A 19157-nucleotide genomic window follows, 5' to 3' on the forward strand; every position below is an offset into this window, starting at 1 on the left:
TCGATCTGGGCGGGATCGTCATGTCGAAGGATACAGCGGTGCCGGAAAGGCGTAAAGGCAGCGCGGAACGAAGACCTCCCATGCCCTCTTGTGCAGGGTCGAACGAGGCGCGTGCTATAACGCGACGGAGCGCAACGCAACTTCGCCGGAGACCAGCCATGTCACATCCAGCCATCGTCAAAGACAACGTTGCCGTCGTCACGGGTGGCGCATCCGGCATCGGATTTGCCGCCGCCGCGTTTGCGCGCACCGGAATGAGAGTGTGCATCGTGGATGTCGATCAGGAACGCCTGGTCGAGGCCGCAACAAAACTGTCATCCATCGCCGGTGCCGCGAACGTGATGACGGCCGCCGTCGACGTCAGCAAGGTCGAGAATGTGACGGAACTGGAGCGCGCCGTGCGCGAGCGGTTCGGCGGCACCGACCTCCTCATGAACAATGCCAGCATCCAGCCGGGCAGCACGCTGTTCGGCGAGCCCGATCACTGGCAGCGCATCATCGGCGTCAACATGTGGGGCATCATCAACGGCTCGCGCATCTTCGCACCCAGCATGATCGCGCGCGGCAGGCACGGCCTCATCATCAACACCGGCTCCAAGCAGGGCATCACCACGCCGCCGGGCGACCCCGCCTACAATGTCTCCAAGGCCGGGGTGAAGGCATTCACCGAGGCGCTCCAGCACGAGCTGCGCAATACGAAAGACTGTCGCATCACGGCACACCTCTTGATCCCCGGCTTCGTCTTCACCGGCCTGACCGCAAAGGGACGCACCGAAAAGCCGGCGGGCGCCTGGACGCCGGAGCAGACGGTGGATTTCATGCTGGCGCGACTGGAGGCCGACGATTTCTACATCCTGTGCCCGGACAACGACGTGCCGCGCACGCTCGACGAGAAACGCGTGCTGTGGGCAGCCGGCGACATCGTCGAGAACCGCCCGCCGCTGTCGCGTTGGCATCCGGATTACGCGGATGCGTTCAAGCGGTTCGTGGAGGGGAAGTAGGTCTCGCCGCTGCGCGGCGAACCACTCTCCCAAAAGGGGAGAAGGTCAGGAACCTACAGCGTCTCCTGCTTGTGCCCGCAGTTCTTGCAGGCGAACTTGACGCGGGTCTGGCCTTTCTCCGCCTGGACCCGGTTCGGCGCGCCGCATTTGCCGCAGACGGCCTCGATGCGGGTCGAGCCCTGCTTGACGACGATGGACTTCTTTTCCATCGATTCGCGGATGAGGCGCTCGGCCTCCTCACGCAGCGATTGTTTCGACAAAGCTCGTCTCCGCCTCTGGAAAGCGCGCGAGCCATATCGCACCTGGGGTCGAAGCACAATGCGGGATGCGGATCGCTGGAGCCGATCAAGACCTCATTTGCCGACGCGAAAGCCGCGGGACGCTGCTCCGCGGCTCTCTCTTGCTCGTCGTCCGGATCTGACGCTCCTTTCAAGCGGCCTTGGAGACTTCCATCAGCAGACGCTCGGCCTTGGCGTCCTCGATGCGGTTCACCAGCCGGCTGCTCTCGTGATTGTCGCGCACGGTCTTGGTCAGGGTGATGCAGGTCTGGACCAGCATGACGATACCCATGGTGAGATAGCCCTTCATCCAGACGTCGATCGGCAGGAAGAAAACGCCGATGGCGACGAGGAAGGCGGAGGCTGCGAAGGACGCGTAGGTGAAGGTCACCCAGGCGCTGCTGTGGGGCTGGCCGTTCTGGTTCATGATGGTCTCCTGTTGGTGCGAATGATGATGGGGGTGAGATCAGGCCGTCGGCACGCGCTTGGACTTCAACCGCGCGAGCACGTCGTCTGCGGTCGTCTTCAGCCGCGGGCCAAAGCCCTGCTCGGCTAATCTCTCGGCGGTCGCGAGAGGCCCGGTGGCCGCATCGAGCTCGACCAGCGCGTCGTCGGCGGCCTGGGCTTCCATCTGCCGATCGCGCAAACGTCGTAAGGTGCTCTCCGCTTCCGGCAGGGTGGATTCGTAAGGACGCGCGGCCTCGATGCCGCTGCGGCGAAGCGAGCGAACCGCCTCCGAGGCACGGGCGACGCGCCGGCCCCGATCGAGCTCGGTGATGCGAGCTTGTGCATTGGCGACGTGCCGCTTCAGCCGGGCAATCTCGGTCGCGAACAGCGCGCGGGCCGTCATCGCGGCATCGCGGTCCGCCTCGAGGCCGGCGATGGCTTCGGCGGCGTCCCTGGCGAGGTCCTCGCGGCCGCCCTCGAGCGCTGCGACCGCGCGGGTCTCGAGATCGGCGATGCGGGCGATGGTCGCCTCGAGCTTGCGGCCCTCCTGCTGGTCCTGCGCGATCGCCAGCGCCAGCGTTCGCTTGCTGCGCTCGACGGCGGCGGCCGCATCGCGCATCTGCTGGTCGAGAATGAGGAGGGCCGTCCGGTCCTCCAGCTCCTCGCCGGCGGCGGCCACGCTGCCGCGGAAAAGTGTCACGACTGTCTTGAACATCTGAAGCTCCCTGTTATGAGCGTTGCTCACGGATTCTTTGTAGCAACAGACTTGAACATTGTTCAAGAGAATTTTGAGCAACGCTCAAAAATTTGGCCTCGATATGTCTAAGGCATTGGAACGGCGGGAGAAACTTCGATCTGACCTGATCCTCGCGGCGGAGCGGATGATCGCTGGCCGTGGATTGTCGGGGCTGAAAACCCGCGATCTTGCCCGCGAGATCGGGTGCGCCAATGGCGCGGTCTATAACCTCGTGGAGGATATGGACGAGCTGATCCTGCGCGTAGGCTCGCGCACGCTGCTCCGGCTCGACGAGGCGCTCAGCACCGCGGAAGGCGCGGGCGAGCCCTCCCCGCAGGAGACGCTGGTTCGCATCGCCATCACCTATTGCGATTTCGCCGCCGAAAATCTTCAGCTCTGGCGCGCGCTGTTCGAGCACCGCATGGAGGCCGGCAAGCTCGTCCCCGACTGGTCCGCTGCGGATCAGATGCAGCTGTTCCGCCACATCCACAAGCCGCTGACCGCGCTGCTGCCAAAGCGGAGTCCGGAGGAGCTCGGTATCACCGCGCGCAGCCTGTTCTCGGCGGTGCACGGCATGGTGGCGCTGGGGTTGGAGCAGAAGCTGGTCGCGGTGCCGCTACCGGCATTGCGCGAGGAAATCGCAGGCCTCGTGCACGCGATGATCGACGGGCTTATCGCGCGGGCCGAGCGGAGCCACGCAGCGGCGGCACCGTAGAGGCCTCGCCGGCATTCACGAACGTGCAGATGCGCTCCGCTTTTTCTTCGCAGCGCCGGATCTGAATCTCGACGAACTAGGAACGAACGTTCCGAGCGCCGGTTGACGCGCATAGTTTCCCCCACAGCGCGAGCCCTCCCATGTATCACCACGTCAAAAAACTGATGTTCACCGTGCGTGTCGACGAACCCGATCCCCGCTTTGGCAATATGCTTCTCGAGCAGTTCGGCGGCGCCAATGGGGAACTCGCGGCCGCCATGCAATATTCGATTCAAGGTTTGAATTGCGAGGATCCCGACCGCAAGGATCTCCTGATGGATATCGGCACCGAAGAGCTCAGCCATCTCGAAGTCGTCGGTTGCCTTGCGCGCATGCATCTTGCGCCTTCGAAGAACGACCGCCAGGCGGCAGAGGCCGATCCGCTGATTGCGATCGCCGGTGGCGGCGGCGTCAATCTGTTCAATTCACAAGGCAATCCCTGGACCGCCGACTATCTGAAGATCACCGGCGAGCTCGACGTCGACCTCCGCAGCAACATCGCCGCCGAGGCGCGCGCGAAGATCGTCTATGAACGGCTTATCAATTTCTGCGACGATTCGGGCAGCAAGGACGCGCTCCAGTTCCTGATGACGCGGGAGATCACTCATATGAAGGCTTTTGCGCGGGCGCTCGAAAGCCTGGAGAAGCCGGCCTTCAGCATCGGCAGGCTCGCGCCGACGCCCGGCCTCGTGAACCAGTACTTCAACGACTCCACCGGCAGCGGCGACCACGGCGAAATCGACACCCGCGGTCCCTGGAACGAGGGTGAGGACTGGGTGTTCACGGAATCGCCTGCCCTCCAGTCTTCGGATCCAGGCTCAGCCCCGTCGATCGTCGCGGAGAGTTCGTCGCCCGTCGACGAGTCCGGCCTGACCGAGCTTCTGCTTCACGAGCTGCGCGACATTCTCCATGCCGAGAAGCAGTTGACCAAGGCGCTTCCCAAGATGGCGCAGGCTGCCCGCTTTGACCAGCTGCGCGAATTGTTCGAGCAGCATCTGGCCGAGACCGAGAACCAGGTCGAACGCATCAACGAATGCTTTGAGCTGCTCGGCGAGAACGCACGCGCCAAGCCCTGCAAGGGCATGATGGGCCTCATCGAGGAAGGCCAGGAGGTCATGAAGGAAGCCGAGGACAAGGAAGACGCGGCCGCCGACCTCTCGCTGATTTCTGCGGCTCAACGCGTCGAACATTACGAGATGTCCGGCTACACCACCGCGCGCAACCTGGCGCAGCAGCTCCGGCATAGCGCGGTGGTCGCCCTGCTCTCCAAATCCCTCGCCGAGGAAGAGAACGCCGATCTGTTGCTTAATCAGGTCGCGCGATCGCTGATGTCGGTTGCAAAGATGCCTGCCGCAGTGGAGCAGGCCGAATAAAAACAGCCGGCCCACGCACAGACGAACCGAACGAAGCCGCCTCGCGCCATCGCGCGGGGCGGCCGGCCATGGATATCGCACGATCGGTCGTGCCAATGGCACACACCTTGCCTCTCGATACCGGATGATTGGCGGACAGGAGGCCCCATGAGCAGTTCACCCTTCCATATGAACCGCCGCAGCGTGGTCGGCGGCGTGGGTGCCGCCGGCATCAGTGCCGTTACTCCGCCGCTTGCCTGGGCGCAGGGACGTAGCGAGACTCTGCTGGTGGTGCAGGAGCTGGGTCCGAACTCGCTGGACATGCAAGGCGTCGGCTCCAACCAGACCGTGAACGGGCTCTCGTGGAATTGCTATGACCGCCTGCTTTCCTACGCCTCCAGGACGCTGCCGGACGGGACGCTGTCGTATGATCGCGAGAAGCTTGCGCCCGAACTGGCCGAGAGCTGGGAGGTTGCGGCCGACGGAATGTCCTGCACCTTCAAGCTTCGCAAGGACGCGACATTTCACGACGGCACGCCTGTCACCGCCAAGGACGTCAAATGGTCCTTCGACCGCGCGGTGAAGGTCGGCGGCTTTCCGACCTTCCAGATGTCGGCGGGATCGCTGGAGAAACCCGAGCAGTTCGTCGTGGTCGACAATCACACTTTCCGCATCGACTACGTCCGCAAGGACAAGATGCTGCTGTTCAACGTCGCGGTCGTCGTGCCTTTCATCATCAACTCCGAGCTTGCGAAGAAGAACGCGACGGCTGAAGACCCCTGGGCGCTGGCCTGGCTGAGGACCAACGAGGCCGGCGGCGGCGCCTACAGGATCGAGAGCTGGAAGCCCGGCAGCGAAACCGTGCTGGCGCGGTTCGACGACTGGAAGAGCGGCCCGCTGCCGAAGGTCAAGCGCGTGATCGCGCGCGACGTTCCCTCTGCCGGTACCCGCCGCGCCATGCTGGAGCGGGGCGATGCGGACATCTCCAGCGGCTTTGCGCCGCGCGATTTCGAGCAGATCATCAGGGAAGGCAAGGTCAAGGTCTCGGGCGTGCCGATCCCGAACGCGCTCTGGTACGTCGCCCTCAACACCGCGAAGCCGCCGTTCGACAATGCCAAGCTGCGCCAGGCCATCGCCTGGGCCATGCCTTACGAGCAGATTCAGAGCAGTGCGTTCTTCGGGCGCGCCGTTCCGATGTATGGCGGAGCGGCAGAGGTCTCAAAGCCGGTCTGGCCGCAGCCGTCTCCCTATGTCACCGATCTCGACAAAGCCAGGGCGTTGATGAAGGAAGCCGGCTTCGAGTCGGGCCTGGAGACGACCTTGTCGCTCGACACGGGCACCGCGACCGTCGGCGAACCCACGGCGATCCTGATCCAGGAGAGCCTCGCCAAGATCGGCATCAAGGCGGCGATCGAGAAGATTCCCGGCGCCAACTGGCGCACGACGCTGAACAAGAAGGAGCTGCCGCTCGCGCTCAACCGCTTCAGCGGCTGGCTGGATTATCCCGAATATTACTTCTACTGGAATTTCCACGGCAACAACTCGATCTTCAACATCTCCTCCTATCAGAACAAGGAGATGGACGCGCTGATCGACAAGGCGCGCTTCACCGCGGATGCGGCGGAGTATGACCGGTGCGTGAAGGATTTCATCGCGCTCTGCATGCGCGACGTTCCTGTCATTCCGCTCAACCAGCCGATCCACGACGTCGCGATGCAGAAGGCCGTCACCGGCTACGAGTTCTGGTTTCACCGCGAACCGGACTACCGCCAGTTCGCGAAGGGCTAGTTTCGACGAGCTGAATTGGGCTTGGCGCCGCGCGTGCCTGCTCGATCGGAAAGCTCCGCGCCAGCCGGGTCTCGCTCGCGCGCAGCATCGCCGCGTCGAGCTTGCCCTGCCGCGATCCTTCCAGGGCGCAGGCAAAGACGCGGTAGAACTGCGCGCCGTCGTAGGCGACCAGCAACATGTCGACACCGGCATTGAGCGCCTCGACCACCGCCTTGCAGACGTCGTTCTGGTAGATCGCGCCCATCACAAGGTCGTCGGTCATCACCATGCCCTGATAGCCCCACTTGTCGCGGATGATGCCGTCAACGACGCGTTTCGAATGCGAGGCGGCGCGATCGGGATCGACGGCGGTGAGCGTGACATGTCCTACCATAAGCGCGCTGCGCGAATGCGACAGCACCTCGCGGAACGGAAGCCAGTCGCTCACTTCCAGCTCTTTGACCGGGGTATCGAGACTCGCGCTGAAATGATGCGTGTCGGTGCGCACGCGGCCGATGCCGGGGAAATGCTTGAGCGTCGCGCCGACGCCGGACTCCTCCAGTCCGCGCACATAGGCGCTCGCAATCGTGCTGACGACGATAGGATCGGTTGCGATCGCACGCTGGCCGATCAGCGTGTGGAAATCGAGCCGGTTGCGCCTCTGCGGCGGCTTGAGGTCGAGCACCGGGGCGAGGTTGAGATTGACGCCGAGGGCGGCGAGCTCGCTTCCGTGAATGCGGCCGAACTCCTCCGCCTTGGCCTGCTGCTCGTCGGGAGCAAGCCCGGCAAGCGTCGCCAATGCCGGCACTTTGGTCAGCGGTGGTGCGAGATGACCGACGATGCCGCCTTCCTGATCGGCAGCGACCACCAGCGGCGGCAGGCCGGCTGCGCGCCTGACGTCCTGGAGTGCCGCAAGCTCCGCGCGCAACGCCTCGATGCCTCGGCCCCGAATATTGTGCCGGGTCACATAGACGCCGCCGATCAAGCCCTGCCCGGCGAGGCGCGCGACCTCGGAAAAGGAGGAATAGCCAACCATGAAGTGAGGTCCGAGCTGGCGCGCCTCGGCCGCACCGGCGGCCAGGACCCCGTGCTTGCGCAGCTCGAACTTCAGATGTGCCGCCGACATCAGGACCGGCGGTGAGCACCAGAGCACGACGAGCAGCTTGCCGGCGATGCTGCGCCAGTGCCCGCGCCATAGCAGGACGGCGACGATCAAGAGGCTTGCGACGACAAGCGCGATGTTTCCGGCGCCGCGCAGCACGAGCAGATAGGGGTCGTTCTTGTTCAAGGCCGCGAATGCGACGAGCGGCGCGGCCAACCAGAGCAGGACGAGACCGATACGACGGAGGAGTTGCATGATGTGCCACATGCGATGAAGACGAATGCTTCGCACCTATCAAAGCGATTTGCGTTCCGCGAGAGCCAAACGCGCGCCTGCACGAAATCTGCAAAAGACTCCTGAAGCCCTGCAGACGACGATCCCGCCTTCTGCACAAGCGACGTTCAGACTTCGCGATGCCAACCATCACGAAAGGTCTTTTCGGACATGACAAGCCTGGCATCGACGATCATCGAGGAAATCAAGCCGATCGGTCACTCCTCGATCCCTGCCAAGGTCGGCCTCGCGCTGGCGCTGGCCGCACTTGCCGACTGGCTGTTCTACGGGCATCGAATCGGGCTGTCGCTGACGCTGTTTGCGATCGCGCTCGCCGCCGTGTCGGCGCACTTCAATCGCGCGGCTCTCGATTGGCGCCGCGCCATGATCGGTTCGGCCATTTTCGCCGCCGGTCTCGTGCCGGCCATGGAGGAACTCAACACGCTCTCGTTCCTGCTCCTCGCCGCGTCGCTGGCGATTGCCTTGCTGCTCGTGACCAATGCGGAGGCGACCGGGCTCGCCGAGCGCGTCCGCGCGCTGCGCAACCTGGTCCTGCTCGGACCCTTCAGGTTCTTCCTCGATGCGCCCCAGGCGTTCAGCGCCTCGGCGCTGACCCGCTGCATCGCACAGTGGCTGCTCCCTGCAGCACTCAGCACGGTCTTCGTCGCGCTGTTCGCCGCGGCCAATCCGGTGATCGAGCAGTGGGTGTCCCTGCTCAATCCGAAGCTCATCCTCCAATATATCAGCGTCCCGCGCGTGCTGTTCTGGGCCTTGATGCTGGCGCTGGTCTGGCCCTTTATCCATGTGCGCTGGCGGGGCAGGACGATCGTCACGACCGCCATCGCGGAGGGACCCTTGCCGCCGCCGCTCCCGCCGCTGGCCTCGGCGGAGTTTCTCGGCTCCTCGACCATCCTGCGCTCGCTGATCCTGTTCAACCTGCTGTTCGCGGCCCAGTCCGTTCTCGACGGCATCTATCTCTGGGGCCATGTGGCGCTGCCCGACGATCTGACCTATGCGGGCTACGCGCATCGCGGCGCCTATCCGCTGATCGTGACCGCCCTGCTCGCCGCAGCCTTCGTGCTGGTGGCGATGCGTCCGGGCGGCCCGGCCGAGAAATCGAAGGTGATCCGGCCACTGGTCTATCTCTGGGTCGCGCAGAATGTGCTTCTCGTCGCCTCCTCGATCCTTCGCCTCGACCTCTACGTGGACATCTACATGCTGACCTACTGGCGGATCGCAGCCTTCATCTGGATGGGGCTGGTCGCGCTGGGGCTGATCCTGATCGTCGCCCGCATCGTCCTCAACCGGTCCAACCAATGGCTCGTCGGGGTCAATCTGATCGCGCTCACGATCGTGCTCTATGGCTGCTCGCTCGTGAACTTCGACGCCTTCATCGCCGACTACAACGTCACCCACAGCCGGGAAGCATCGGGCAACGGCGTGAAAATCGACGTCAATTATCTCCTGACACTCGGGCCGCAAGCATTGCCCGCTATCGACCGAGCCATGGCGCTCCGGCCCGGCGTCAGCGAGAGCTGCCTTGTGTCGCGCCGCGACCGCCTTGTAGAACAGCAGCGCCAGGATCTGGCCTGGCGGAGCTGGGGCTTTCGAAGCTGGCGGCTCCAGCGCAGGCTGGACGCGCAGGCAAGAGATCAGTCCGGCAGCCGGCCGGCAGGATGAGCGGAGATATCCTTGGCGCATCGCATTCTCATCGTCGACGACGAGGGCCACATCCGCGAGGTCATCCGCGTCGCCCTGAAGAAGGCGGGCATGGACGTGATCGAGGCGCGCGACGGCAAGGAGGCGCTTCTCCGCATTGCCGCCGACAAGCCCGACCTGATCGTGCTCGACATCGGCATGCCCGAGTTCGACGGCCTCGACGTCTGCCGCGAGGTCCGCAAAGTCTCCGACGTGCCGATCCTGTTCCTGTCGGCGCGCGACGAGGAGATCGACCGCATCCTCGGCCTCGAGATCGGCGGCGACGACTACGTGACGAAGCCGTTCAGCCCGCGCGAGCTGGTCGCGCGGGTCAACGTGATCCTGCGCCGGCTCAGTCCGCGCAATGGCGAGGCCAAGGCGGGGCCTGCCGCGCTGTCGCAAGGCGGCCTGCTGATCGACCCCGAGCAGCATGTCGCGACCTTCGCCGGCACGCCGCTGAAGCTGACCGCGATCGAGTTCGGCATTTTGCGCGCGTTCCTGACCCGGCCGACCTCGGTGTTCAACCGCGAGCAGCTGATGCGGGCCGCCTATCAGCTCAACATCCAGGTCTCCGACCGCACCATCGACAGCCACATCCGCAACATCCGCGCCAAGCTCGCGGCACAAGATTGCGAGAACGTGATCGAGACCATCCACGGCGTCGGCTTCAAGCTCGGGCGCTGCGAGAAAGAGGCATGAGCGCGGCACCCGACAAATGGCGGCCCTCGCTCGCCCTCGTGATCTTCACGGTGCTGGCGACGGTGGCGATCCTGCCGCTGGTCGGCCTGTTCTTCTTTCGCCTCTACGACAACCAGCTGATCCGCCAGACCCAGGCCGAGTTGATCGCGCAGAGCCGCGTGCTGGCAACGATCTATGCGCAGGAGGTCACCGCGCGGCTCGACAGCGGGCTGACGCTCGGGGCCGAGGTGCCGCCGAACGTGCTGCCGGACCCCGGCGACCCCGTCACGCCGATCCGCCCCGCGCTCGACCTCACCGCCAACGACCTGCTCAGGCGGCGGCCGGACGCGCAGGCCGCGCCGCAAGCAGCACAGCCCGCTTATGTCGAGATCGGCGCAAGGCTGACGCCGATCATCCGCGAGACCCAGAAGGTGACGCTGGCGGGCTTCCGCATCCTCGATCCGCAGGGCGTCGTCATTGCCGGGCGGCAGGAGGTCGGGCAGTCGCTCGCCCATATCGAGGAGGTCGCGGACGCGCTGCACGGGCAATATCGCGCCACCTTGCGCAACCGCGTGCCGGACAAGCCGCCGCCGCCGATTTATTCCTTCAGCCGCGGCCTCGGCGTGCACGTGTTCTCGGCGATGCCCGTCATCGTCAACAACCGCGTCGCGGGGGTGATCTACACCACGCGGACGCCGAGCAACATTTTCGATCATCTCTACCAGGAGCGGGCCAAGTTCGTGCTGGCCGGGCTCGCCGTCATTCTCGGCACGATCGCGATCGGCCTCGTGTTCTCGCGCACCATCACCCTGCCGATGCGCGAGCTGATCGACCGTGCAGCGAGAATCGGCCGCGGCGACCGCGAGGCGTTCCAGCCGCTCCGGCATTACGGCACCCGCGAGTTCGCCCAACTCTCGCACAGCTTTCTCGGCATGGCCGAGCAGCTGGCGCGGCGCTCGGACTACATCGCAACGTTCTCGGCCCACCTCACCCATGAGCTGAAATCGCCGCTGACCTCGATCAAAGGTGCCGCCGAGCTGCTGCAGGATTCCTATCAGGGCAAGGCCGAGGGCCTGACGCCGGCCGAGCAGAAGACGTTCATCGCCAACATCCTGTCCGACACAAAGCGGCTGGAGGCGATGGCGCAGCGGCTGCGCGAGCTTGCCCGCGCCGAGAGCCTGCCCCAGAACGAGCGCACCGAGCTGGCACCCGTGATCGCCGAGCTCAGGAGCCGGTTTCCCGCAAGCGACATCTCGGCCAGCGGCAGCCTCGACCGCCCCATCGGCATGTCCGGCGAGAAAGCGCTGATCGTGCTGTCGCATCTCGCCGACAACGCGGTCCGGCACAAGGCTGCGACAATCAGGCTCGAGGCGACCTTCGAGCGCACGACCTTGCGCCTCACGGTGAGCAATGACGGCGAACCGATCTCGGCGCCGAACCGCGACAGGATCTTCGATGCGTTCTTCACCACCCGCCGCGACCAGGGCGGCACCGGAATGGGACTTGCGATCGCACGCGCGGTGATGGCGAGCCATGGCGGCTCGATCAGGCTCAAGCCGACCGACGAGGGGGCGGCCTTCGAGCTGCAGTTTCCCGCAGCCTAGATGGCAAATACCCAAGCGGCGACGATGGTACCGATGGTGACCAGACCGGCGATGGTCCAGCCGGCGGCGTATTCCAGCTCAGGATGACCGGTCGCCCGCATGATCTCTGCCGGATCGGCGGTATGCTTCTGTGCCATGACAGCCTCGCACGTTACTCCCCGCGTCATATGTAAGTCGCATCAGCCGCCAATAGGTTCCATCACGGAAATGCGAGGAATGACGCAGCTTGGTCTGTTCACCGAACCGGAATCCGGTCCGGCCGGCCTTCGCCATACGGATCATTTTATCGAGCCCGCCACCGAGCAGGCGCTGATCGGCCGCATCGCAGCATTGCCGCTGCAGCGTTTCCAGTTCGGGGCCTTCGAGGGCAACCGTCGGGTCGCCTCCTTCGGCTACCGCTACGACTATGCGCTGCAGCGGCTGACCGAGGCCGACCCGATCCCGGACTGGCTCTCGCCGATCGCACATCGGGTCGAGGCATGGGCGGGGCTGCCGCAGGGCAGCGTCCGGCAGGTGCTCTGCACCGAGTATGAGGTCGGCGTCGGCATCGGCTGGCACCGCGACAAGCCGCATTTCGACAAGGTGCTCGGCCTGTCGCTCGGCGCTCCTTGCAAGTTCCGTTTCCGTCGCCGCAGCGGCGACAAATGGCAGCGCCACACGATCGAGGCGCAGCCGCGCTCGCTGTACCTGATGGACCGCGAGGCGCGCTCGCAATGGGAGCACAGCATCCCGCCGGTGGAGGCGCGCCGCTACTCGGTCACGTTCCGGACCATGAAGCGGGCCTGACAGGCCGTCCAAAACAAAATTTGCGAAAACAACCCCATGCACAGTAGAGCGCAACCCCGCATGTGCGCTCCAAACGCGGCTGGATGTCGCACCGGCTGCCCGTTCCGCGCCGGCCGCGGGTCTGCCAAAGGTGCCGCGAATTAGCCTCAAGGCCGGCTGACTAATGAGGCGAATTGAGAAGACAGGCCAGATCAGCGAGCCAGTATTGGCCTCCCAAGGCCGGCATCATCATGAAAAATTACCTGACATTCTTCCTGCTTCTGACCATGACCACGGCCTCCGCCCACGGTCCCTTGCCCGCCCGGCTGTCGCCGCCCTCCGATCTCATCCGCGCAGGCCTCACCGATTCCGACACCACGGCCGGCGGCACCGCTCGGCTGTGCGAGCAGGTCACCTTCTCGCGCGGCCTGCGCTACGGCGAGAGCGAGGCCAATGTGCTCGATGTCGCCACCAGTGCGACCAAGGCGGATACGCCGCGGCCGGTGCTGCTGTTCGTGACCGGCGACACCTTCACTGGCGACCGCGGCGCGCCTGAGCTGTCGCGCCAGATCCAGGACCAGGCGATGTGCTTTGCCGCGCGCAACGACATGATCGGGGTACGCGTCAGCTATCGCCTGGCCCCCGCAGCGACCTGGCCGATGGGGGCGACCGACGTGGCGGCGGCGCTGTCCTGGGTGCACGGCAATATCGACCTGTTCAACGGCGATGCCCGCGAGATCGTTGCGGTCGGCTACGGCGCCGGCGCCTTCCATGTCGCGACCCTGCTGGCGCATCCCGAGCTTCAGACCGACCGCGCCGATGTCGCCGCCGTCGTGCTGGTGTCCGGCATCTACCGCGCCGGCAAGGATGCGAACGACAGCGAGAAGGCCTATCTCGGCAGCGACGCCGGCCAGTACAACACGCGCTCGGTTTTCCCGGGCATCCTCAACGTCGATGTGCCGATCGTGCTGGCCTGGGCCGCGGACGATTCCGCCAGCACCGTCGCACAAGGCGAAACCTTGAAGAAGACGCTCTGCGGCGCCGGTCATTGCCCGCGCAGCGCGCTGCTGCGCAGCCGCGACGGCATCGCCAGCGCCTTCGGTCTCGACGGTTCCGGCGACAGCCTCGCCGAACCTACCCTGCTGCTGGTGCATCAGCTGGAGGCACGGGGGCTGCCGTAGCGGACGCGCTGCTCCGATCATCGACCTCTCACACCATTTGCTGGGCCACCCCGCGGCGCGTCAGCACACCTGCCGCTTCGTCGGCGCCCGGGAGCCCCGCTTCGAAGACGCCCCGTCAGGCCACACGATTGCCAAACGCCTGACCTAGATTAGCTCGCCTTGGTGCGGACCGAGCCGACCTCGTTGGGGGCCAACGACAAGGTGTCGAGCATGCGCGTCACCGGCAGACTGCTATTCGCTTTGATCGCCGCTCTCGCCTCGCTTGGGGCGATGTCACAGCAACACGCCGATCAGCCGACAAGCGACAAGGAAATCCGCATCGGCAATGTCATGCCCTATTCGGGACCGCTCTCGGAATTCGGCGCGATCGGTCAGGCGGAAGCGGCCTATTTCGACATGATCAACGCGCGCGGCGGCATCAACGGTCGCAAGATCCGCTTCATCACGCGCGACGACAATTCCGATCCGGCGACGGCGCTGGAGCTGACGCGCAATCTGGTCGAGAAGGACGACGTGCACCTGATGTTCGGGGCGTTCGGCACGCCCGGCAATCTCGCCACGCGCTGGTACCTGAACGAGAAGAAGATCCCGCAACTGTTCGTCGCCTCCGGCGACGAGGAACTGAGCCGGGCCGAGAAGTTTCCCTGGACGATGGGATGGCAGCCGTCGTTCCGATCGGAGGGGCGTATCTACGCCAACTACATCCAGGCCTACTATCCCAGGAAGAAGATCGTCGTGCTCTGGCAGAACGACCAGTTCGGGCGCGTGCTCTACAAGGGCGTCCAGGAAGGGCTGGGCGATCTGAACCGTCATGTCCTCGTCGACATCGCCTTCGACATCAACGACGCGCATCTCGACGGACACGTCTCGATCCTCAAGCGCACCGGTGCCGACATCTTCGTCTTTCTCGGCGTGCCGTCGACGGCGTCCCAGGTGATCAAGCTGGCAGCGTCACTGAATTGGCATCCGGTGTTCATCGTCAACGATGCCTCTGCCTCGATTGCCAATGCGATGGCGCCCGCGGGCCTGGAGAACTCGGCCGGCGTGATCTCGGCGGCCTTTCTGAAGGATCCGAGCGATCCGGCATGGAAGGACGATTCCGCCATGAAGGACTGGTTCACCTTCATGGACAAGTACCATCAGGTCGAAAGCACCAACAACAGCGCAGCGGTCTACGGCTACGCCGCGGCCGAGGCGCTGACGCAAGTGCTGAAGCAATGTGGCGACGATGTCTCGCGCGAGAACATCATGCGACAGGCGGCTTCGCTGAAGGGCTTTCATCCTTCCGTCGCATTGCCCGACATCAGGATGAGCACCTCGCCCGGCAACTATCTGCCGATCAGGCAGATGCGGCTGGTGCAGTTCGACGGCCGCTCCTGGCAGCCCTTTGGCGACGTGATCGAAACGGCGTTCACGGAAGGGATGGCGCGGTGAGGTTTACCCAAACGCGGCCTTGAGACAGCGCGGCGTTCAAGCACGCACCGTTTGCTGGGCCACCCCTCTCCCCCGCCCTCCCCCACAAGGGGGGAGGGAGCGCAGCGGAGTGCGCGGCGGCGCTGTGCCTCACTGTCGCGACTGATAGGAGCGAGCGCGTGCCACCCGAAAGGTACGTTTCCTCCCCCCTTGTGGGGGAGGGTTAGGGAGAGGGGTGCCACACGGGGACTCTCTCGATCAGAAAGCGCTACGCACGTTCGCGCCCCCTTACGCCGGCTTCAGCGACGCCAGCGCGCTCTCCAGCAGTGCGCGTACGTGGGCCGCGTCGCCGGATTTCACCACCGCCGGATCGAGATAGAGCTCCAGTCCCGGCGCGCGCTCGGTGATGACGCCGCTTCGCTCCGCCGCCGCATCGTTCAATGCATCCACCGAATACGGAATCACCTCGCGGCTGATGCCTTTCATCGTGATCGCCGGCAGCGCATGCGCGCGGACGATGTCGCTAACGAGGGCAAAAGTCTCGTAGCTCAGCACGATGCCGCCGGGCTCGGCGATCGACTGCAGGCGCGCGGCGAGGTTCGCTTCGGCACCGATGATGGTGTAGTCCATGCGGTCGCTGCTGCCGAAATTGCCGACATTGCAATAGCCGGAATTGATGCCCATGCGCGAGCGGAACGGCTGTTCGATGCCGGCGGCGCGCCATTTCGCGTTGAGCTCGGCGAGGCGCTGCTGCATGCGCCAGGCCATCTGCAGGCAGGCCTGCGCATCGGCGCGATCGCCCCTGGTCTCGGGATCGCCGAAGAAGATCAGCATGGCGTCGCCGATGAACTTGTCGATGGTGCCGCCATAATCGTGGGCGATCGCCGACATCTCCGTGAAATATTCGTTGAGGAGCTGGGTCAGCTGCTCCGGCTGCAGCCGTTCGGCGGTCGCCGTGAAGTTCTGGATGTCGGAGAAGAAGATGGTGAGCTTCTTGCGCTCGGTGTGGATGGTGACGTCCTTCTGGCCGCTGAAAATGCTCTTGTAGACCTGCGGCGGGATGTAGCGCGAGATCTTCATCGACAGCGACGCGAGGAAGTCGTTGGCGGATTCGAGCTCCCGGTTCATGGACTTGATGCGGCGCGCCTGCCGCCGCTGCAACGACAGGAACGAAAGTCCGCTGCCGGCGGCAATCAGAAAATAGGCCAGCAGGAACTTGAACGAGAAGATGTTGGCGGCGATCGGCTGCGCGATGATCACCTCCTGGATGCCGCGGACATCCCCCACTTTCCAGTCCTTCTTCGGGCTCTCGGGGTGGCTGTTGTGGCAGCTCACGCAGGCCGGGCCCATCGTGACGGGGGCCACCAGCCGGACCTTGTCGTTGAACAGCGACGTCTCGGTCTCCACGATCTTCTGCTCGGGATCCCTGCGCAGCGCATCGAGCGCGTCCTTCTCGAACTTGTCGAGCTGGTGCGGGGCGCGATTCTGGAACGGGAAGTCCGAGACGAAGCGGTAGGTGATGTTCTCCTGCTGGGCGCCGATCACCCGACCGAGCTCCAGCGACAGCGTCGCCGGAATCGGGATCGCGCCGGGAACCGATTCGTAATTGTGCACGACCTTCGTGGTCCCGTCAGGGTTGGCGAGCACGCGCCCGACCACGTTGGAGGCGTAGTAGCTGCGCACGCTCGAGATCACCGAATTGAGATCGATCGCCTGCCGGCGCAACGCCGTCTTGCTGAGATCGGTCAGGTCCAGCCAGACCGCGACCGGCAAGGCGAGCAGGAGGAAAGCGATCGCGGCCCCGATGAGGATGCCGTTCTTGCGCTGCTCTTCGGAGATCTCTGGTTTCACGCTGTGGCTCCGTCGTGTGCGATTTTGTCGCAAACGCCTGTCATTTGTGAGGGAATGCGGCGGCACAGAACCCAGAAAACGCCGGTTCGCGCAACCCCATTTTATGGTGGTCGGACCAGGCGCCTTTCCGTTTCATCACGAATGTCTAAGATCGGCATCAACCACCGTTGATCATCCGGAGCCTGCGCCATGACCGAGACCATCCGCATCAAACGCTTCAACGCGCGCCCCGTGATCGTGCCGATGAACCTGCCGCTCAAGACCTCGACCGGGGCCGTGGCGAAGGCGCCGCTGGTGCTGATCGACTGCGAAACCGACCAGGGCGCGGTCGGGCACGCCTATCTGTTCTCGATCACGCCGTCGGCCCTGAAGCCGCTGACGGCGATGGTCACGGAAATGTCAGAGCTCGTCGCCGGCGACGAGCTGTTGCCGTTCGAGATCGAGCGCAAGCTGACCCAGCGCTTCACGCTGCTCGGCCTCGCCGGCCTGCAGCGGCTGGCGCAATCCGGCATCGACATGGCCGCATGGGACGCGCTCGCCCGAGCACGCGGCCTGCCGCTGGCGCGGCTGCTCGGCGGCGCGCCGAAGCCGGTCAGGGCCTACAATTCGAAGGGGCTCGGCATCATGCCGGCGGGTGCCGCGGTCGACGAGGCGCACAAGCTGCTGGCCGAAGGCTTCGGGGCCGCCAAGATCCGCGTCGGCCGTCCCGATGCGCGGGAGGATCTCGCCGTCGTCCGCGCCGTGCGCAAGGCCGTCGGCGACGAGGTCACGCTGATGTGCGACTACAACCAGGCGCTGACGGTGACCGACGCCATCCGCCGCGGCGAGATGCTGGACGACGAGGGCCTCACCTGGATCGAGGAGCCGATCCGCCACGACGACTATGCCGGCTGCGCCCGCATTGCGGACGCGCTGCGCACGCCGGTCCAGATCGGCGAGAATTTCGACAGCGCCTTCGCGATGCAGGCGGCACTCGCCGCGGAGGCCTGCGACTACGTAATGCCCGACGTGCAGCGCATCGGCGGCGTCACCGGCTGGCTGCGCGCGGCCGCGCTCGCCCATGCCGCCGGCATCGAGATGTCCTCGCATCTGTTCTCGGAGGTCAGCGCACATCTGCTGTGCGTGACGCCGACCGCGCATTGGCTGGAATATGTCGACTGGGCCGATGCCGTGCTGGCAACGCGGCTCAAGATCAAGGACGGTTTTGCCGTGCCGAGCGAGGAGCCCGGCAACGGCATCGCGTGGGACAAGGCGGCGGTGAAGAAGTATCTGGTCGGGTAGATTGTAGTCCGTGGATGCTCCTTCGCGTGTTCGTCATTGCCTGTCGAACACGCGCTTCAGGAGGGGGCCTTTCGTCGATCTGCCGTCATTGGATATTGAATCGCGCGCCCGGGCATTCGTTGGTCACGGTCGTCGCGATGAGCTGGGCGGCGAGCGAGGTCGGCTTCGGGACCGCGACGATCTTCCAACGTCCCTGCTTGTTGAGCCAGAACCGCCCCGTCGTGGTCGCGATGCGGCGCTCGGTGTATTTCTTCGTCGAGATCAACGGCATCTTCGACTTCGGCGCGGGGACTTCCTTCCAGCCCTCGAACGAATAGAACTCCTGGAAGAAATAGTGCCACTCGATCCTTTGATATTCATGGTGCGAAACGACGACACGGACGACCGAGCTTCCCGTAAGCCATTCCGAACCCATCGGGTCAGGCTCGACCTGCAGGCACTTCGTGTGGAGCGGCTCCTGGACCTGAAGCAAATTCACGCGCTGGCTCTGCGTCAGCATCGCCGAGGTCACCGGCTGCCCCACATTCGGGTCATTGGCAGGTCCGGAACAGACCGGCACCGCAGGCGGGCCTTGTCCGGTCCATGGGTTGTTGGTGCAATAGATGTAGCGCGTCCAGGACGACCAACCGTTGGACGCCGTTTCCTCCGCCTTGCCCGTCTCGCGGTTCCAAACGCTGGTAAACTTGACCGTCTTGGTCGGTGGACAGGCCGTTATGGGAGGGCCGTCCCACCAATGGGTGGTTTCGAACTCATAGATCGACTGGTCCGGATGCGGGTACATCACTGCCTTGTAGCTGGTCAGCGCGTGGTGCTCCGAGCACCCTTCGCCCTTCGTGTCGAGCCAGCAGACGATCGGAAAATTCTCGCTCGGCCAGCACCCCGCATGCGCCGAAGACGGCCCCAGAATGGCTAACACGAGAGCCAATGCGAAGAGATAAGCCCGCATGGTCAATCCTCCCATCTGCATCTTCTGATT

General features: G+C 64.7%; 18 protein-coding genes. 11 read left to right on the forward strand and 7 right to left on the reverse strand.

From position 1 onward, the window contains the following. The first annotated feature begins 158 nt into the window (after positions 1 to 158). The gene (locus UNPF46_RS33850; protein ID WP_142252964.1) at positions 159 to 1001 is read left to right on the forward strand and encodes an SDR family NAD(P)-dependent oxidoreductase; all 843 of its coding nucleotides are present in this window, start codon (positions 159 to 161) and stop codon (positions 999 to 1001) included. A gap of 53 nt (positions 1002 to 1054) precedes the next feature. Here the strand turns inward: UNPF46_RS33850 and UNPF46_RS33855 are convergent, their stop codons facing one another. The 3 genes from UNPF46_RS33855 to UNPF46_RS33865 all read right to left on the reverse strand — a co-directional run bounded on the left by UNPF46_RS33855 (position 1055) and on the right by UNPF46_RS33865 (position 2441). Continuing rightward, the gene (locus UNPF46_RS33855; protein WP_097657432.1) at positions 1055 to 1261 is read right to left on the reverse strand and encodes a hypothetical protein; all 207 of its coding nucleotides are present in this window, start codon (positions 1259 to 1261) and stop codon (positions 1055 to 1057) included. A gap of 169 nt (positions 1262 to 1430) precedes the next feature. Continuing rightward, positions 1431 to 1706, reverse strand: a complete 276-nt coding sequence (locus tag UNPF46_RS33860) for a YiaA/YiaB family inner membrane protein (protein WP_097657431.1) — start codon at positions 1704 to 1706, stop codon at positions 1431 to 1433. Between the two features lie 39 nt (positions 1707 to 1745). Beyond that, entirely contained in the window at positions 1746 to 2441 is a 696-nt protein-coding gene (locus tag UNPF46_RS33865) for a PspA/IM30 family protein (protein WP_100174597.1), read from the reverse strand. A gap of 103 nt (positions 2442 to 2544) precedes the next feature. On the opposite strand from UNPF46_RS33865, the gene UNPF46_RS33870 reads away from it, so the two are divergent. From UNPF46_RS33870 to UNPF46_RS33880, 3 genes are all read left to right on the forward strand, one after another. Further along, positions 2545 to 3177 carry a TetR/AcrR family transcriptional regulator gene (locus UNPF46_RS33870; RefSeq protein WP_142252965.1) on the forward strand — a complete coding sequence of 211 codons (633 nt, stop codon included), beginning with the start codon at positions 2545 to 2547 and terminating at the stop codon, positions 3175 to 3177. A gap of 140 nt (positions 3178 to 3317) precedes the next feature. After that, complete coding sequence (locus UNPF46_RS33875) at positions 3318 to 4589, forward strand: DUF892 family protein (RefSeq protein WP_097657428.1); 1272 nt, start codon at positions 3318 to 3320, stop codon at positions 4587 to 4589. Between the two features lie 147 nt (positions 4590 to 4736). Continuing rightward, positions 4737 to 6356 (forward strand): ABC transporter substrate-binding protein, encoded by a 1620-nt coding sequence (locus UNPF46_RS33880; protein WP_142252966.1) that lies wholly within the window; start codon positions 4737 to 4739, stop codon positions 6354 to 6356. Here UNPF46_RS33880 and UNPF46_RS33885 read toward each other — a convergent pair. Next, the gene (locus tag UNPF46_RS33885) at positions 6295 to 7692 is read right to left on the reverse strand and encodes a glycoside hydrolase family 3 N-terminal domain-containing protein (protein ID WP_142252967.1); all 1398 of its coding nucleotides are present in this window, start codon (positions 7690 to 7692) and stop codon (positions 6295 to 6297) included. The two genes, UNPF46_RS33880 and UNPF46_RS33885, sit on opposite strands and share 62 nt — an antisense overlap. A 189-nt stretch (positions 7693 to 7881) precedes the next feature. Between UNPF46_RS33885 and UNPF46_RS33890 the strand changes: the two genes are divergently transcribed. From UNPF46_RS33890 to UNPF46_RS33900, 3 genes are read left to right on the forward strand one after another with little or no spacing between them, the layout of a single operon-like run. Beyond that, positions 7882 to 9390, forward strand: coding sequence for a DUF4153 domain-containing protein (locus UNPF46_RS33890; RefSeq protein WP_142252968.1), 1509 nt, complete (start codon positions 7882 to 7884; stop codon positions 9388 to 9390). 12 nt (positions 9391 to 9402) lie between these two features. After that, positions 9403 to 10107, forward strand: coding sequence for a response regulator (locus tag UNPF46_RS33895; protein ID WP_142252969.1), 705 nt, complete (start codon positions 9403 to 9405; stop codon positions 10105 to 10107). Continuing rightward, positions 10104 to 11690 (forward strand): ATP-binding protein, encoded by a 1587-nt coding sequence (locus UNPF46_RS33900; RefSeq protein ID WP_142252970.1) that lies wholly within the window; start codon positions 10104 to 10106, stop codon positions 11688 to 11690. Before UNPF46_RS33895 ends, UNPF46_RS33900 begins: the two co-directional genes overlap by 4 nt. On the opposite strand, the gene UNPF46_RS38035 is transcribed toward UNPF46_RS33900, so the two are convergent. Next, positions 11687 to 11827 carry a hypothetical protein gene (locus UNPF46_RS38035; protein WP_164718835.1) on the reverse strand — a complete coding sequence of 47 codons (141 nt, stop codon included), beginning with the start codon at positions 11825 to 11827 and terminating at the stop codon, positions 11687 to 11689. The genes UNPF46_RS33900 and UNPF46_RS38035 overlap by 4 nt on opposite strands. Before the next feature lie 79 nt (positions 11828 to 11906). On the opposite strand from UNPF46_RS38035, the gene UNPF46_RS33905 reads away from it, so the two are divergent. The 3 genes from UNPF46_RS33905 to UNPF46_RS33915 all read left to right on the forward strand — a co-directional run bounded on the left by UNPF46_RS33905 (position 11907) and on the right by UNPF46_RS33915 (position 15070). Further along, positions 11907 to 12476, forward strand: a complete 570-nt coding sequence (locus UNPF46_RS33905; protein ID WP_142252971.1) for an alpha-ketoglutarate-dependent dioxygenase AlkB — start codon at positions 11907 to 11909, stop codon at positions 12474 to 12476. A gap of 230 nt (positions 12477 to 12706) precedes the next feature. Then, entirely contained in the window at positions 12707 to 13636 is a 930-nt protein-coding gene (locus UNPF46_RS33910; protein WP_142252972.1) for an alpha/beta hydrolase, read from the forward strand. A gap of 210 nt (positions 13637 to 13846) precedes the next feature. After that, complete coding sequence (locus UNPF46_RS33915) at positions 13847 to 15070, forward strand: ABC transporter substrate-binding protein (protein WP_174719264.1); 1224 nt, start codon at positions 13847 to 13849, stop codon at positions 15068 to 15070. Between the two features lie 267 nt (positions 15071 to 15337). On the opposite strand, the gene UNPF46_RS33920 is transcribed toward UNPF46_RS33915, so the two are convergent. Then, the gene (locus tag UNPF46_RS33920) at positions 15338 to 16900 is read right to left on the reverse strand and encodes an adenylate/guanylate cyclase domain-containing protein (RefSeq protein ID WP_142252973.1); all 1563 of its coding nucleotides are present in this window, start codon (positions 16898 to 16900) and stop codon (positions 15338 to 15340) included. A gap of 189 nt (positions 16901 to 17089) precedes the next feature. Between UNPF46_RS33920 and UNPF46_RS33925 the strand changes: the two genes are divergently transcribed. Continuing rightward, positions 17090 to 18181, forward strand: coding sequence for an enolase C-terminal domain-like protein (locus UNPF46_RS33925; RefSeq protein ID WP_142252974.1), 1092 nt, complete (start codon positions 17090 to 17092; stop codon positions 18179 to 18181). A gap of 85 nt (positions 18182 to 18266) precedes the next feature. Here UNPF46_RS33925 and UNPF46_RS33930 read toward each other — a convergent pair whose 3' ends face one another. Next, complete coding sequence (locus tag UNPF46_RS33930; RefSeq protein ID WP_142252975.1) at positions 18267 to 19127, reverse strand: hypothetical protein; 861 nt, start codon at positions 19125 to 19127, stop codon at positions 18267 to 18269. Positions 19128 to 19157: the final 30 nt, after the last annotated feature.

It is taken from the genome of Bradyrhizobium sp. UNPF46, assembly GCF_006658625.1.
GTDB classification, from domain to species: domain Bacteria; phylum Pseudomonadota; class Alphaproteobacteria; order Rhizobiales; family Xanthobacteraceae; genus Bradyrhizobium; species Bradyrhizobium nitroreducens.